General features: G+C 33.4%; 15 protein-coding genes. 3 read left to right on the forward strand and 12 right to left on the reverse strand.

The window, feature by feature from the left end; translation table 11 throughout:
* Positions 1 to 1575, forward strand: coding sequence for a glycoside hydrolase family 32 protein (locus OQ292_RS20590; RefSeq protein WP_284686316.1), 1575 nt, complete (start codon positions 1 to 3; stop codon positions 1573 to 1575).
* Between the two features lie 62 nt (positions 1576 to 1637).
* Here the strand turns inward: OQ292_RS20590 and OQ292_RS20595 are convergent, their stop codons facing one another.
* The 12 genes from OQ292_RS20595 to OQ292_RS20655 all read right to left on the reverse strand — a co-directional run bounded on the left by OQ292_RS20595 (position 1638) and on the right by OQ292_RS20655 (position 14454).
* Positions 1638 to 2375 (reverse strand): DeoR/GlpR family DNA-binding transcription regulator, encoded by a 738-nt coding sequence (locus OQ292_RS20595; RefSeq protein WP_284686317.1) that lies wholly within the window; start codon positions 2373 to 2375, stop codon positions 1638 to 1640.
* 676 nt (positions 2376 to 3051) lie between these two features.
* On the reverse strand, positions 3052 to 3480 hold the full coding sequence (locus OQ292_RS20600; protein ID WP_284686318.1) for a VOC family protein: 429 nt from the start codon (positions 3478 to 3480) through the stop codon (positions 3052 to 3054).
* A 99-nt stretch (positions 3481 to 3579) separates the two neighbouring features.
* Positions 3580 to 4458 (reverse strand): DUF5777 family beta-barrel protein, encoded by an 879-nt coding sequence (locus OQ292_RS20605; protein WP_284686319.1) that lies wholly within the window; start codon positions 4456 to 4458, stop codon positions 3580 to 3582.
* Complete coding sequence (locus OQ292_RS20610) at positions 4455 to 5009, reverse strand: YceI family protein (protein WP_284686320.1); 555 nt, start codon at positions 5007 to 5009, stop codon at positions 4455 to 4457. The genes OQ292_RS20605 and OQ292_RS20610 overlap by 4 nt, the downstream gene beginning before the upstream one ends.
* A 133-nt stretch (positions 5010 to 5142) precedes the next feature.
* The gene (locus tag OQ292_RS20615) at positions 5143 to 6030 is read right to left on the reverse strand and encodes a SprB repeat-containing protein (protein WP_284686321.1); all 888 of its coding nucleotides are present in this window, start codon (positions 6028 to 6030) and stop codon (positions 5143 to 5145) included.
* Between the two features lie 42 nt (positions 6031 to 6072).
* The gene (locus OQ292_RS41020) at positions 6073 to 7692 is read right to left on the reverse strand and encodes a COG4315 family predicted lipoprotein (RefSeq protein WP_348970637.1); all 1620 of its coding nucleotides are present in this window, start codon (positions 7690 to 7692) and stop codon (positions 6073 to 6075) included.
* An 89-nt stretch (positions 7693 to 7781) separates the two neighbouring features.
* On the reverse strand, positions 7782 to 9380 hold the full coding sequence (locus OQ292_RS20630) for a hypothetical protein (protein WP_284686322.1): 1599 nt from the start codon (positions 9378 to 9380) through the stop codon (positions 7782 to 7784).
* The gene (locus tag OQ292_RS20635; protein ID WP_284686323.1) at positions 9377 to 9928 is read right to left on the reverse strand and encodes an RNA polymerase sigma factor; all 552 of its coding nucleotides are present in this window, start codon (positions 9926 to 9928) and stop codon (positions 9377 to 9379) included. Before OQ292_RS20635 ends, OQ292_RS20630 begins: the two co-directional genes overlap by 4 nt.
* A gap of 422 nt (positions 9929 to 10350) precedes the next feature.
* Positions 10351 to 11586, reverse strand: a complete 1236-nt coding sequence (gene hemA / locus OQ292_RS20640; protein ID WP_284686324.1) for a glutamyl-tRNA reductase — start codon at positions 11584 to 11586, stop codon at positions 10351 to 10353.
* An 88-nt stretch (positions 11587 to 11674) separates the two neighbouring features.
* On the reverse strand, positions 11675 to 12712 hold the full coding sequence (locus tag OQ292_RS20645; protein ID WP_284686325.1) for a globin family protein: 1038 nt from the start codon (positions 12710 to 12712) through the stop codon (positions 11675 to 11677).
* Positions 12713 to 12750: 38 nt separating this feature from the next.
* Complete coding sequence (locus OQ292_RS20650) at positions 12751 to 13188, reverse strand: hypothetical protein (protein WP_284686326.1); 438 nt, start codon at positions 13186 to 13188, stop codon at positions 12751 to 12753.
* Positions 13189 to 13401: 213 nt separating this feature from the next.
* Positions 13402 to 14454, reverse strand: a complete 1053-nt coding sequence (locus OQ292_RS20655) for a replication initiation protein (protein ID WP_284686327.1) — start codon at positions 14452 to 14454, stop codon at positions 13402 to 13404.
* Between the two features lie 673 nt (positions 14455 to 15127).
* Between OQ292_RS20655 and OQ292_RS20660 the strand changes: the two genes are divergently transcribed.
* Positions 15128 to 15994 carry an AAA family ATPase gene (locus OQ292_RS20660; RefSeq protein WP_284686328.1) on the forward strand — a complete coding sequence of 289 codons (867 nt, stop codon included), beginning with the start codon at positions 15128 to 15130 and terminating at the stop codon, positions 15992 to 15994.
* Positions 15987 to 17162 (forward strand): ParB/RepB/Spo0J family partition protein, encoded by a 1176-nt coding sequence (locus OQ292_RS20665; protein ID WP_284686329.1) that lies wholly within the window; start codon positions 15987 to 15989, stop codon positions 17160 to 17162. Before OQ292_RS20660 ends, OQ292_RS20665 begins: the two co-directional genes overlap by 8 nt.
* Positions 17163 to 17183: the final 21 nt, after the last annotated feature.

Raw genomic sequence — 17183 nt, forward strand, 5'->3', positions numbered from 1 at the left:
ATGAAAATTGAAAATTACCTTAACCTACTTACCATTATTATAATTACGTTGATGTGGAGCTGCAATAGTCAAATAGGTAATAAAGAAATTAGCAATCAAAATCAAGCAAAGACAATAAGTTATCAGCAAAAGTACAGACCTCAATATCATTATTCTCCACCAGAAAATTGGATGAATGACCCTAACGGAATGTTTTATTTCGATGGTGAATATCATTTGTTTTATCAGCATTATCCCGATAGTAATGTATGGGGACCAATGCACTGGGGGCATGCCATAAGCAAAGATATGGTCAATTGGGAAAACCTACCTATCGCTTTATATCCTGATGAACATGGGATGATTTTTTCTGGAAGTGCAGTTGTAGACAAAAACAATACTTCTGGTTTTGGTACAGAAGAAAACCCACCTCTTGTCGCTATTTTCACTTACCACGATATGGAAAAAGAAAAAGCTGGCGAAATTAAATACCAAACACAAGGAATAGCATACTCTACAGATAAAGGTAGAACTTGGACAAAATATGAGAATAACCCAGTTCTTGAAAACCCAGGAATTAAAGATTTTAGAGACCCAAAAGTAAGTTGGTACGAAGCTGATCAAAAATGGATTATGACTTTGGCTGTTAAAGATCATATCAGTTTTTACTCCTCACCTAACCTCAAAGATTGGACTTTAGAAAGTGACTTTGGCAAAACCATTGGTGCTCATGGTGGTGTTTGGGAATGTCCAGATTTATTTCCAATGGTTGATAGTGAAGGAAATAAAAAATGGGTGATATTGCTAAGTATAAATCCTGGAGGCCCGCAAGGTGGTTCCGCAACACAATATTTTGTTGGAGATTTTAATGGTAAAAAATTCACTCCTTATGACACTGAAATTAGATGGATAGATTATGGTGCCGATAATTATGCTGGTGTAACATGGTCTGATATACCTAAAGAAGATGGAAGAAGATTATTCTTAGGGTGGATGTCTAACTGGCAATATGCCAACATAGTTCCTACTTATGATTGGAGAAGTGCCATGACTATTCCTAGAACATTTCACTTAACAGCTACAAACAAACTTTTGCAAAAACCTGTAAAAGAGCTCAACAATATAATGCAATCCCCTCAACTGATTGATGACTTTAGCATTTCTAGTGAAAAAACACTGGTGGAAAATTTAGAGTTAGCAGAAACTGCACATTTTATTTTCAATACAGATATGGGTGCATCTAATAAGCTAGAAATGAGTATTGAAAATGATAGTGAAAGTTTTAAACTAATTGTTGATTTGGAGAGTGGTATAATAGCTACAGATAGAAGTAAATCTGGCTTAACAGATTTTCATTTAGATTTCACTAATTTACATGAGAAGAAAATAGATGAAGATTTTAATTTAAATAGCTTGGAAGTTTTTGTTGATGCAGCTTCTTTTGAAATTTTTATTAACGATGGTGAATTGGTATTTACAGAAATTGTATTCCCAGAAAACCCTTACAACCGAGTAGCTTTTACAGCTAACAATAATGTACAAATACAAAACTTTGCTTATCACACCATTTCTTCAATCTGGCAAAAAGTTGAATAGATAATTTATATTTGGTTGTATTAAAAGGCTAAACATATTATAGTGTTTAGCCTTTTTTTATATCAAATAATCTCCACTCCCATTTTTTTATAAGGAGTAAATTTTTCATCATCACTATCTAATTCTGTAATTAATGTAGTAATATGCTGAATATCGCAAACCCTATATCGCTGAAAAGAATCTAACTTCTCTGAAATGGCTAATGAAACCACTTTTGTAGATGACTTTATCATAGCCTTTTTAATTTGTACAACTTCCCAATCAAATTCTGTCAAGCCATGTTGCGTATCAAGATAACCTGTTCCCAAAAAACAAATATCAGCTTTAATTTCAGTAAGTGCATTTATCACACTTCCACCTAATGCTATTTTACCTTCGTTAGATAACTTACCTCCTAAAAAAATCACTTCAATATTTCTATGTGAAAGTAATTGCATGGCTGTAGAAAGACTTGGCGTAATAAAAGTTGCATTTAACTTTTTGGGAATCATTCGAGCTAATTCGTAATTTGTTGTGCCACCTGTTATTAAAATTACCTGTCCAGATTTTAGCAAATTGATCGCCTTTCTAGCAATTGTAATTTTGCTATCATAAGCATAAATTTGATCATGCGAGTGATACCCTGTTGAAATTGCACCTCCATGAACCTTCTTAATTAACCCTTGCTTGTCTAATTCTTTTAAATCTCTTCGAACAGTGTCTTCAGAAACCATCAAAAGATTTGATAGATCAGTTAATAATACACGGTTATGTAGTCTAATTTCATTCAATATCGCTGAATGTCTTTCTTCTTTTAACACGGTAGTAATTTTAGTAAAAAGTCTTATTAAATAATATTTGATAATCAATACTTGCAATATTTTGCAGTTTTTTTAATAAATATCCTGCAATAAATTGCAAATTTGGGAAAATGCCTATAATTTTGTTGCAAATAAAACAACTAGCATAAACCACATCAAAATTAGAACCTTTTACCTTACCAAAGCATATTAGAAATCATATAATTCACATGACTTTGGGGTTTGTAATGAACTTCAAAATTACAGAGGAATAAATTAAGGTATATTTTACCCTACTTAGGGAAAAAATTTCAACAACAAACTTTAACGCTAATTACTTTTTTTATTTAATTATTAACTACTTACATAATAATTTAAAAAGTAATAAATGAACTATTGTAGATTAAAATGCATTTCTACTGCTCTTTTTGAGCGTCTAAGAATTGATTTTGATCAAATTTAGTGATTATACTTCATTCCTAAGATTAACCAAATTGGTTAATGATCAAAACTAAGATAAAAATCATTTTAGTATTTTATCAAAAGCCTGTCTGAAACTTCAGACAGGTTTTTTAGTAGTTAAAGCCAGCTTAAAAGTTACAAAAACTCTAAGCTGGCTTTTTCCTGAAAGATTGATATTATTAAGCTATTAGTTCAGAGATACGATGAGATTAAGTGAACAATATTCTTTGATAGCTTATTTAGGATATGTATAACTTATCATCCAATAAATACCGAATTTATCTGAAAACATAGCGAAATAATCACCCCAAGGCACATCTCCTATTGGTAAGGTTATGTTTCCACCAACAGAAAGTAAATTATAAATTCTATCAGCTTCTTCTTTACTATCTACATTCACAGTAATATGAAAATTATTACCTTCAATATGCTCATGCCCCCTTTCTTCTAAAGAATCACTTCCCATTAAAATATCATTACCAATTGGCAGTGCAATGTGCATAATCTTATTGAGCGATTCTTCAGACATTTTATCTTGCCCCTCGAATGGCATGTCTTTAAATTTCATTTTTGAGGCAAACTCTCCTCCAAATATAGATTGGTAAAAATCAAACACTTCTTCAGCGTTTCCAAAAAAGTTTAAATACGGGTTTATTTTAATCATCTTCTTGTTTTTTATACAATAGTAAGCCTTTAAACAAGAGTATGACCTGTATGAATCCGACATTCATAAGGGTAATTGCGACAAACTTTTATAGCATATTTATTTCTTCTTACCTAGCTGAAATGTTCTTGAAATATTGAAACCAAAATGTATATCACCATCAAAAAAATTGTTGTATGTTTCAGTGATAAATCCTTTCTCGATCATTGCCTGGCTGTTAGTAAAATGAAGTTGAAAAACATGGCCACCAGTTTCTATATCAATTCCAATTGCTATAGAATTATAAGTTTCTTCGGTGAGTGGTTCAAACTGATAATAATACTCTGCATTGAGCGAGAATCTTTTTGTTAATTTAATACGACCACCTGCACCTAATGAGAAAATATCATTTCTTAATTGGTTTTCTGTAATTGCATTGTAATGTACAAAAGAAGGCATAACTTGTAATGATAAAGCTGGACTAAACTTACGAGCGATCAATACTTGATGGGTAAAAACCATTTTATCTGTAAAATCCATTACCTCTTCATAGTCTACATCCTTTAAAGTTTTAACTGCCACAGATGAAAATAAAGTAACTGAAATTGGCATTGCTCCTGCTCCTTGAGATTGCTTAAGCAATCTATATTTCAAATATGAGTCGTAAGTTTTTTCGTACGAATTTCTACCAATCCCAATATTAAAATCATCAGTTAACCCATAGTCAAACCCAATTCTTACATTTGATTGATCTAGCCCAAAAAACTGATAACCACCACCACTAATTTCTCCAAACCGGTGAGAGATCAAGAAATCCAAATTATGCTTTTTTCTTGTTTCGATTGAATGACCATTTATCAATCTGGTACCTTTAAAAGTAGCATCTACATAAGTTTTAATCTTATCAGATTCTTCATTTAGCATTTCGAGCAAATCGTCTTGCGCATTTGCTTTTGAAAACAGAATTATTGAAAATATAATTAGAAAGTATTTTCTCATGGGGTTTCTTCTTTATTGAAATTGAAATCAGCTGTAACTTCTACTTCTTCGGCAATATTTTTAATTACTACACTTGGTATCTTAATTTTATATTCGGCTACTTGAATAATAAATTTGGTATGTACTGCTACATTTTTCTCCTGAATCGTAATGGTTGCAGGAATACTCACTTGTTTAGTTACACCATGAATTGTCAGTTCACCATTAACCAAAACTTCTTTTTTCCCAACTTCATCAAAATTGATTTTCTCAGATAAAATACCAGTTAAAGTAGCTTTTGGGTATTTGTCAGACTCCACATAATTTTCATTAAAATGCTCCTCCATTAAAGACTTATCGAAATGGAAACTTTTCATCAAGATGGATACTGCAACCTTATTAGTTTCTGTATCAATTACACCTAAAGCTTGATTAGTTGAGGCTTCTATATCTTCGAGTGGCGCTTCAGAAAAAAATCTGGCTTTACCCTCTTTATCTAATAGTCTGGTTTGTGCCAAAACTACTGTTTGAGCAACTAAGCCTAAAATCAGTAATATTATCTTCTTTTTCATAATTCAATTTATTAAAGTACAGTTAGAGTTGAATTGATTAAAAAATTCGAGTCTATAGAAAACCCTTTAACCATCACGATGGTAATTGCCAGAACTACCATTGATTGGTTTTTTAATTTACATGACCATTGTATTAATTATTCTGCGCACCATCGTCTACCCAACAAGCAATAGCATCTATTTGGGTTTGGGATAATTTGCCGCTTGGTGGCATTGAACCTGATCCAGTTTGTGCTTTTATTCTACCTGCATTCTGTTGAATATTAGACAGAGAGCTAAGATTTGGACTTACATTACCTCCGTGGCAATTACTTGTTGCGCAATTAGATGAGATGATGTTATCAATAGTAGCATTGTAGCTAACTCCAGTAGTTAAAGTTACTGTCTGAGTTATTACACAACCTACATTGTCTGTGGCAGTAATAGTATATTCACCAGCAGCAAGATTATTAAAGGTATTGCTTGATACAGCAGATGCATCATTTAAACTATATGTATATGGTGTTTCTCCACCAGTAGCATTTACTATAATAGAACCATTCGTTGAACCACATCCAGTATCATCAACATCTAATGAAATATTGATTCCATCTACATTTTGAATACTTACTAAAACAGTGGAAGTACAATTGTTACCATCAGATACCATTACTTCATAAGTACCTGCACTTAGGTTAGAAAATTGACCAGATGTTTGAAAGCTATCATCAATTGCATATTCGTAAACACCATCGCCACCAGTTGCTTCTACTTGGAAACCACCATTAGAAACACCGCAGTTGGCACCTTGAATATCACCAACAACTGACAGAGCTAAATTAGAACTACTACAATCTGATACAGGGCTTAGTTGTTCATATTGACAGCCAAAGCAAGACACTATTAATAAATAGATTAAATTTCGAGAAAAAAACATGGAGAGATTGAGGTTAGGGAAAGAAGCGGGAAATAAATATCTCCCGCATCTTGGTTTATAGGAAACTTTAACTAGATAATTCATTACTTTAATTTTTGTACTCATTATTTCATCAAAATTTATCTGTTGAAATAAAATATACTTCTTTTATTCAGCCAGATTTAGATTATTATTTACAATTGGCCACACACCTGGAGATGGAAAACTAATTCCTTTATTCTCACCTCTGTTCTCATCTTGACCGAAGTAATAAAGTGGCCAGCCTCTAAATGTTAGCTGCTTTTCTCCATATACGAGAATTTCACCGAAGTCAGATTTATCCATACCAGAAGGAAGTTCATTTATTTCTGTATAGAATATTGGCCATACTCCATTGTTGCTAAAATCTTCTGCTGTAAAGTTGTTGGTATCTTTAGTATCGTTGATGAAAATATAGATAGTATTACCAGCAGCATCTGTAAAGTACTTTGTTACTCCTTCGCCTTCTTCATAATCACCAGTATAGTTTTTACCATCGTGACCAACTAACTGCGCATCGGCGATCATTAAGCTGTAACTTTCTTTTGCGACATACCATACATTATTAACTCCGTCACCTAATACTTCACCAGTATCTTCAATTTCACCATCTGCAGTTGGAGAGTAATAATAGAGTGGCCAACCTTTATAGGTGGTTTGCATTGTTACGCCATCTGCTAAAGTGATTGTTCCAAAGTCGTCTTCGTCCAAATTTGAACCTGATTCAATGATGATATCTTCGTTGTAAAAAATTGGCCAGACATTTAAACAACCACCTGTGCAATTGCTACTTCCATCAGCATCTTTGGTAAAGTAATAAAGACTATTACCTACTGCATCAGTTATGATTTCACCAAAAGTATCATCATCAGTAATTTTTACAGTTGGGGCTTCTTCTGCTTGTTCGGTATCTGTATTTACAATTGGCCAAACTCCCGGTGCAGGAAAACTAATCCCTTTATTATCTCCTCTTTCTGTATCTTGACCAAAATAATATAATGGCCAGCCTTTGTAAGTAAGTTGTTGTTCACCATACACATCTATAGTTCCAAAATCACTAACATTTAAAGTACTCGGCAATGATGCGATGTCATCATAAAAAATTGGCCAAACACCGTCATTACTAAAATCTTCGGCAGTAAAATTATTTTTGTCTTTCGAGTCATTTATAAATATATATAGTGTGCGACCTGCTGCATCTACAAAATACTGAGTCTCGGAATCTCCTTCTGTATAATCACTTGTATAGTTTACACCATCTGCGCCAACAAGTTGAGCATTTGCCAACATAATTGAGTAATCTGGTTTAGCAACAAACCACACATTATTTACAGCTTCTCCATTAGTTGCACCTGCTGATTCTGTAGCTCCATCGCCAGTAGATGAATAATAGTAAAGTGGCCAACCTTTATAAGTGGTTTGCTTTTCGCCATCGTCTCTGGTTATCTCACCAAAGTCAACCGCATCGAGACCATTGCCAATTTCAGGATTTTCTACATAATATATAGGCCAAAAATCTAAACAACCGCCAGCGCATTTGCTTGTTCCATCTGTATCTTTTGTAAAGAAATATAAGGTTTTTCCATCTCCATCTACCAGAATACTACCTAATGTTCCATTGCTAGAAAGGTTTATTGATGATGAAGTTTCATCAGGAGTAACATCATCGTCATCGTCTTTACAAGCACTTAATAAAAGTAGACTGAGCATTATATAGGTTAATATTGAATATCGTATTTGCTTTTTCATCGTGCTAAATTTTCTTCATTAAACATAGTTAACCAGGGGTTATAAGCGTGATAACCTTGTGATTTTCAAAACTTAAATTATTACTTGTGTTAGTGTAAGCTTCGGGAAGAATTGCCCGAAAATTTGTTTACGTTTTGGCCAAAACGATATTTTAATCCAACATTTACTCCGCTACTTAGCAGGTAAATTGAACCTTGCCCTACACCACGTATTGGTGTTTTAAAGTAAGGGTCTACAATTAAAGAAAAGTGATTATTTAAATAGTGTTCGTAAGTAACTGATAGATTTAAAGAACCCATCAAATGGAAATTTTCTCTTTTTCCTTCCCAACCTTCAACTTGTCCTTCTATATAAGTATCGTATTCAAACTTATAATTTTCGGTAAGCATCCAGTAAGAAGAAAAGCCTGCATTTAACCAAATAGACCTTCTTGAATTTTTGAATAAACTGTATCCAACATTAATCGGAATATCTAAAGTTAAACAGCGTGCATCAGTGTAAGTCGGTGCAATGCCGCCTTTCCAATAATATGCTCTTGGTGGAGAATAGTCTTCACCAGTTGCTGAATATATTTTATTATTAAGTATAGTTCCTAAACCAATTTTCACTCTTGCTGATGGATAATATTCTATCTGTGCTCCTACCGCCTGACTCAATCTACTATACAATTCTGAAAAACTAGCACTGTTAAAATCTGGCGCTACAAAAAGTGCCAAAGCCCACCTTTTATCTCTAATTGCTAGTAATAATCTTTCTTCGTAATCCTCATCTTGAACTAAGTTCACGATGCCCATAGGCTTGACCTCAATCGAATCTAATTGAAAATCTTTGAGTAAAAGACTTAGCTCATTAAATGTATCTTGCTTAGAATTTGATTTAGAAATATTTAAATTAGTTGTGTTAATTTCAGTCGAATCAATCTCAAAAGTCTCAATTTCTTTGTCCATATTATTAAATGGAACTGATGGGTTTTGCGATGAAATATTTCTAATTATCTCCTCTCCTTTTAATGTGTCTATTACTTCTGAGATGATATTATTTCCGTCAACTTTTTGCTCATCTTCAATCACATTAGTTTCTTCAGTTAGTTGGTGATTACTTAAATTCTTTTCATTATTATCATTCTTAGTAATATCAGTTTCATCTTCTAAGTCACCATTGATCGGATCAATTTCTTTTGTTTTGCTCTTAGTAGAATTTACTATGCCAGCAGTTTCTTCATCTAGATTATTAATATGTAGACTATCTAAAGGCAAGTTAAGATCATTAGCTTTTCCGGTTTCAGTTAGCTTTGTATTTTCTTCATCATTAAAATCTATAGATTTCTCATTTTCATTCTCCACTATATTGTTTTCTATTACCTTATTAGACTCAGAATCTTTAGTAGTACTTTCAACACCATTTAGTACTTCGGTTCTGGCTATATGATTTTCAGAAATTGACCTTTCAATAATATACCATCCTATAAAAAATAGTAATCCACCTAAAGCTATTACCAACAAAATAGATCGAATATCGCTAAGTTTTCCATTCCAGTTTAAGTTTTCAAAAAATGGGAATGGCGCTGCATCGTCCATGTCATCCAAATCTTTTTCAAGAGTTTCCCATTGAGATTCATCAAACTCAAACTCCTTTTCTGCAAGGTGATTCTTGAAAAATTGCGCTATGTTATCTTCCTCTTCTTTCATGGCTCTACTTCAAAATAAGCGTTCAAGTGGATCTGCAACTTTTTCTTTGCTCTTGCATAATTCGATTTTGAGGTGCCAACAGAAATTTTCAGCATTCTGGCAATTTCATCATGTTGGTAACCTTCAATCGCTCTCAGGTTGAAAACCGTTCGGTATGCTGTTGGGAGTTTTCTTACTATCTCCAGCATTTCATCATAGGTGATAGATTCAATTATAGAATCCTTCACCGATTCATTAATACCTTCTTCTAACTCTACTTCCTCTAGTGCTTTGCTATGTTTTTTTAAATGGTCTATGGCTGCGTTTAGTAAAATTGTTTTAAGCCAAGGTTTAAATGGTCTTAGTTCATCAAACTTTTTTATGTATTTAAAAACTTTTAGGAAACCATCGTTCATCATTTCCTGAGCTTCAGCTTTAGAATTTGCATATCGCATACAGATACTCATAGCAAAGCTGAAGTGCATTTTATACAATGCCTTCTGGGCATCTCTCTTGCCCTCTTTACATTCGCCTATCAGCGTTTTTATATCTGTTTCAGTTAAATTCAAATTATTTTAATAAGCTGCTTTCAATTGTAGGTACTTGTGCTTTATTTAAAATGGTTGCGTGGCATTATTAAATTTGTCAACAATTTATTTAAATGATTATTGGCGTCGAGCAATTACACTTTGATTATCAAGCGATTAAGCATAAAAATGCTTGATTAAAAAAATTGTATTTTTTCACCATCATTCCAACCTATTGGGGTTGGGTTTTATCTATTGCCATTATAATTGTATGAATTTAGAGAATAGGTGGGATAAATCTTAAGTTTTATTAAATCTCTAATTTAAGGTTGCAACCAATTTGCAAATAGTGTGTAAATACTTTTCAATGTTGATGGAAGCTTTATTAGCTCCAAATACGAGGATTGAGTAATTAATATTTTTACAATCATATAAAAAGAGTCTATATAAATTATAGACTCTTTTTATTTTTCTAAATCAAAAAGTTCGTGAAGTATATCTGCCAACTCATGTGCATTGCCTCTACTACAAGCAGCTTTGAGTTGAAGTACTGGTAATTTTATTACTTTCTGCATAATGCTTTTAGTAAGAGTATTCATTACTTCCGTTTCATTATCATTCATCTTTTTTATGTAATGGGCAATTTCTTCTTGCCTAATTGTTTCCAACGCCTTCTTAAATTTTTTAATCACTGGTGAAAATGTCATTTCCTGAGTCCATTTTTTAAACTCCATTACTGAATCTGCAATAATAGATTCAACCTGTGGAATTGACTGTTTCCTCTTTTCAATCGTATTACAAGTTTTAGATTCGAGTTGGTCTACATTATAATGGTGAATAGCCATATGCTCAGTTACATTATTATGAATACTGCATGGCACAGATAAGTCGATTAACAACTTTGGCTTTGTAATCTGTTGAAATGAATCTTTATCAATAATGGTTTTCTCAATTCTTACTGTACTTATTATTACATCTGAATATTGTATAATTTCATCTAGTGCATCAAAAGACTTTACTTTATAACCGTAAGTTTTTGCGATAGAGACTGCTTTGCTTTTTGTTCGGTTTAGTATAGTAACTTGAGCATTTGTTTTCGAAAGGTTTTTAGCAACATCAACACCTATTTCACCTACTCCAATTAAAACTACCTTTGAGTTTGCAATACGATTTATAAATTTTTTAACTAACTCACTCGAAACTGAAGCTAAAGAGGCGGTACCTTTTCTAAATTCTGTTTCTTGTACCACACGTTTATTGGTGAAAAATATAGTATGTAAAAGTCTATGTAAAAATGGCCCTGCCATATCTTCATCTGCACTCCATTGATATGCTCTTTTAACTTGATTGATAATTTGTAAATCGCCTAGCACTTTCGCATCTAAACCTATGGCAACTTTAAATAAATGTTGAATGGCTTTTTCAGTATTGTAAAAATTAAAATGTGAATTGATTCCTTCGAATGAAATGTTTTTAAATACACATAAAAACTTGATCAGTTTTTCACACTGAGACTCTTCTCCTGAATAGTAAATTTCAAAACGGTTACAAGTAGAAATAACTAGCATTTCGGAAATACCAAAATGCTCTTTACACTTAAAGAGAAATTCTTTACAAGTACTTTCATCGAATGATAAAATACCTCTAATTTCTACTGGTGTTTTTTTATGCGATATTCCAAATGCAAAGAAATTGGTCATAATGCTAAGGAAAATTTATGGTTTACTGATTGAATGAATTCTTAATGATAAATGAAGATTTGCCGGCCATAAGACCGGCATTTTGTTGTTAATCGGCTTGCACAATTACACCTCTAAGTGAGTTTACTAATGCACCAATTTCATTAACCAAAGCTCGATTGTTTTCAATCGTTACTCCATTTTGCGAAAGTCCCACTACGGCATCTTCTATAAATGCATCCATGGCATCATCATCTGCAGCTTGAGCCATTCTATTATTTACAGTTGGATCGTGTGCATCTGCCATATTCAATCCATTATAAGATTGTGTTGTTGAGCCTGCTGCCACTGAAAAGAAATCTGTTAGGTTTGAACTTAGTGCAGCAAATCCAGTTAAATCTCCTTCACCTACTTCTGCAAGTAAAACCTCAAAGTAAGGTTGCAATCTGGTATCAGATGCAATTACAAATATGGTAGAATCTACCACTCCTCTTAATGTTAAGCGACCTTGCTCTATCATTTCATCTGAATTTGCTGGGTCTTCAACCATAGCAGTACCTCCAAGTCGGTCGTAAAGTGTCTCTGTTCTTTGCACCACAGAAGAGCGTAAAGATTCCAACAAATCGCCAATTGGAGTAATTATAGTTGGATCAGTAACTCCATTAAGCTCTGCTCCTTTTACCACGTCTTCAATAAATGCATCCATTGCGGCATCGTCTGCAGCAAAAGCCATTCTATCATTTTTTGCAGGATCGTGTGCATCCATCATGTTTAAGCCTGTGTAAGAAGTGTTTTCTGAACCTGTCGCAACTGCAAAAAAATCTGTTAGACTTTCACTTAAAGCAGCAAAACCTGTTAAATCATTACTTCCTACTTCTGACAGAAGTACTTGAAAATAAGGCGTTAACCTTGAGTCCGCAGCGATTACAAAAATACTTGAGTCTACTACAGCTCTTAAATTTAGTCTCCCTTGCTCTATTTGAGTTCCGGGGTTGTTTGGGTCATCTACCATTGTAGTTCCACCTAGTGTTGCATACAGACTGGTATCAGGTTCCATCTGATTTTCCATATCATCGTCATCATTACAACTAGCTGTAAATAATACAATAGCCAGTAATCCATAGATTAAATTGATTCTACTTTTCATAATTTTCGGTATTTGATTTTATTGATTGGGAAAAAATTCTATCTGAGGGTATTTTGTACAAAGGTTGTGAAACGATAAGTCAATGAAGACTTGTCGATTACTGGGCAACCAGTTGCATCTTCCATTTTTGGTGCTTTGTAAGGCTTCGCTTCAAAGTTTGTTTTGGCAATAAATGCATCAAAAACATCTGCTGACTTTAGGTGTCCAGCTTCATAGCTGTAGACCAATGTACCTTGCGCATTGTTGACGTAGGCGTGTTTAACACCTGAGATGCTTTGAATTGTTTTCATTGCCAATTGTGCTTGAGCCGAATCTAAAGACTGTGTAAAATCTATTCTACTCAATTGCCAATTTGAATGATGGCTATTGTTTGGTTTGGTAACCATAGCAATGTGAATAACCAGAACAAGTGCAAGAATGGAAAAAATTGAAAAAATCCAGATAGTAGCTTTAAAAAGTTTCTTCTTGTAAGTCATCAGTTAAATTTTTTGTTTAATGACCTACGAAGTAAAATTTACGGTTAGATTTATTTCTTTTTGGAAGAAGATTATTTAGAATTTATCTAAACAATATTTAATAGGGATTTGCTCATTTAGATATAAAAAAAGCGGCCTCATGTTGTGCACAAAGCCACTTTTTAGAATTGAAAGTTAGATTTTCTTTTTTCAGAAAATCACGAATTTCAACTATTAATTGTCTTCTATTTCATAGTTCACTGTAAAATCCAAACCATATTCCTCTTTAAAAACTTTGATTAGATAAGATTTAGGGTTTTTAATTTTCTTATCGGCAATAGCCAATTTTAAATCATACAGAATCTTCCAGATACCCGATTCCATTGTTGCTTCGGTTACTTTTACCACATCTATGGCCTGCTTATGGCTAAACCCATATGTTTTAAGTCTTGTAACCAATCTTGCAGCTCTTGCCTTAAAATCATCAACAGGTGACTGGCTCTGTGTATCTTGTTCTCCGTCTTTTTTATCAGCACGAATTACCTTTACATCTTGCTTATCGTCATTTTGAATGTCTTCTAGCTCTTGATCTACCTTTTCTTTACTCAGGATATAAAATCGAATAGAACGGATACTACGGCCTTTCTTAACGGTATCGTAAGAAATTGTAAGGTCAGAGAAGGCATTAATTTCATCACTAGCCTTGTCTAGCACTTTTTCTCTAAACTTTGGGAATGTCTTGTAAGTTTTAACATGTGTAATCCCCAACAGCTCTTTTAGATAATCTACACTTACCTCATATACATGTTGCCAGCCAAGATGCCTTACCAATAATTCGTAAATCCGAACACTATAGCCAGATTTAAAATGGACCACATTATCATAGAGGTAAGAAGTAAAGTTACCCCTAAGGTTTACAAGATATGGTCTCAACTCATTGTTAAATTTGAAATGAATTACACTAGAACCCTGTTCACCCTCAATTTTAGAGTAAAGAGACAGTTCTGCCCATTTGCCATTGTCTGTTTTAATACTGATACTGGTTCTTACTAATTGGGCTGCTGCATTACGAACAGCTTCATAATCTCTCGTTGTAAGTCTTTTTTTCCCAAAAAAGTCCTTCATATCAAAGGAAAGCAACCTTTCAAAGTCTTCTTTCTTCTTTAATTCAGTTACTGAAAAAAGGAAAAGTTTCTGCTGTAGTGCCGTTAAACCCAGTTTATCGCGATAGTTGATCAGTTTATTAGACTTGCGAACTGTACGGTTTACTTTAAATTTTATTTCCATTAGGTACCCTTAATGTTTACAACCTCAGAGAAAAAATGTCTGATCAGATGACTATTATCTAAAAAATGTAAGAATATATGGCTAAATGTAAACATTTAGGGTATGTATTGCAAACGTTTGGGGTACCTATGTAATCATTTAGGGTATGAGTCAGCAAACATCAGGGGTATATTTAGTAAACATCGAGGGTATATAGTAGTAAACAATAGGGGTATCAAAAGTAAACATTAGGGGTATGCATTTGCTTGTAACTATTTGATTATCATTAATTTATAAGCTCATTAAATATAAGTGTTTATATAAAAATAAGAGTCTCTTTATAAATAAGTGTTATATTTTTTTTACTTTTTAGTATAAAAGCTTCAATTAATACTTTAAAACATACCCCTGATGTATGTAAATATTCATTTGTAGGTGTTCTTTTATCCATTTTTATATAATAAATCCCTTTAAAACTTATTTAAAGAGGTTCGGTGTAAACATTAGGGGTATTTACCTGTAAACACTGGGGGTATCTATTAAATCCTTACTTTAAGATACGTTTCAAGTATTACTTTAACACAGAGTATTTTCAGAGATAATTTCACAATAGTCAATAAAATTTTACTTTTGTGATCAAAAATTCGATTTTTTCGATTTTGATACTATATTTGGTTAAAATTTTTTTTACTACATGGCAACTTACGGCAAACACTTAAAGGCTGCAAGAACGAATGCTAACTTGCAGATTAAGGATGTTACTGAACAATTGAACATTACCAAACAGACGCTCATTAATTATGAGAGCAGTAAAACAGAGGTACCTTTTGGCAGATTAGAACAAATGGCCGAATTATATGGGGTATCTATTGATGTACTCACCAAAGGAGAACAACTGCAGGCTAAGGTTTTTTCTTTTATAAATAGAAAAGGTGGAGTAGGTAAAACTACTTTGTGCAATTTACTAGCTGTGGCATTCGCCCAGTTAGAAGATCTGAGGATTCTGGTAATAGATACAGACTCTCAAAAATCTACCATGCAATTAGCAGATGAAGGTGTACATGAAAATATAGAAGTTCAATTTATTGATTTCGATTCTAACATGCCAATTTCCGACTTATTAGATATGTTGGAAGAAAATATGTTTCAGTTCGATTTTATCTTTATAGATGTAATGGGTAGTTTCTCTCATGCAGAAGCAACTGCTACTATAATGTTTAAATCAGATTTTGTAATTATCCCTTTGGAAGCTTCTGACTTGGCAATGGGTGCAACTTTCCAAACTTTGGGTATGTTGCCAGAAATTGCTGAGAAGAGAGGTAGAAAAAATCAGTCCTTCACTCCTATTGGTATTCACAATAAAAGCTCGCATACAAAAGAGTCGAGATCAGTATCTGATCTTAATGGAATGATGGGGCTTAAGTTATTAAATAATAAACTTTCTAATCGTGTTCGCTACAAGAGACGTATGTCTTTTAAAGAGTTACCATTTGCTTTTGAAGAACAGGATGAATTTTTAGAATTGGTTGAAGAGATAAAAACAGTAGTAAACAATGGATGATATTAGTGGAAAATGGATGAAGATGGCCAATAAAACGGCTAGTAAAACTGAAACACTTTCCAAGATTTCGGAGAAGCAGTCTGAGTCCAGAAAGAATTATGTAAAACTAAGTAGTCTGGTTACGGAAGAAAAGTATGAGAGATACATCCGCAAGCATACGAAAGAAGAATACGAAGCATTGTCTAAAGCCATCGCTCAAGATGGTAAAATAAGAGATCCACTTACTGTAAAATTGGTTGAAGGTGAGCTGGACAGAGAGCGAACTTTTATAGTAATTGATGGACATCACAGATTAAGAGCAGCTAAGGAATTATTAGAAGAAGGCAGGCTTGAGTTTGAGAAAGTTCCTATTACAATTGAAAAGTTTGCTAACGACCAAGAGATTTTCGTTTGGATGCTTCGCCATCAACTAGGTCGTAGAAACCTCACTCCTTTTGAGCGCGCAGAGATTGGTTTTAGAATTACTTCTTTCCTCGAAACACTGGCTCAGGATAAAAAGAAACATAAGAAGGTTGATAACAAGCTTTTATCCAAATGGATAAAAGCACCCGAAACCGACAAGATCGATTATGCTGAGGTAGTAAGTGATTTAACCGGAGTGCCCAGAACTACAATTATTCGTGCAAAGAAATTACACAACCAGGCAGATGATGAGTTAAAAGGACTTATAAGAGCAGGAGATATTTCTATATCAAAAGCCTATCAGCAATTGGTTGATGTTGAAAAACAGCTAAAGAAAGAAGCACAAATTCGCCAACGTGCAGAAGATTTTCAGCAAGCATTATTTAGTATTAAAGAAATTGAAAACTTTCTAAAGCCTAAATTAATATTGAATGCTGTAGGTAAAAATGCTAAATCTTCAGTGAGAATTAACCTACTAGAAAGGACTAATGAGTCATTACTTTTTGCATTGATAGAAGATGATCAGATAGAATATGTGAGGGTGTTTTATAACCTACCAAAGCAGAGCACATCAGCAGCTTTTGCTAACAGAAATATTTACATTCTTCACGAAAATAGCAAACTGAAAACTTCTAAAAAGGATGCTTTGTTAACTATTAATCCGGAAGGAGTAATTGCAATGGAGCAAAAAAGCACAGAAATTTATGAGCTTGAGCCTATGCAAGAACTTGAAATGTTGCGTAAGGCGGTAAGTAGTTCAAGATAGAAAAGAGAATTAGCTTTTATC

Origin of the sequence: Chondrinema litorale, from assembly GCF_026250525.1 — a bacterium.
GTDB lineage: Bacteria > Bacteroidota > Bacteroidia > Cytophagales > Flammeovirgaceae > Chondrinema > Chondrinema litorale.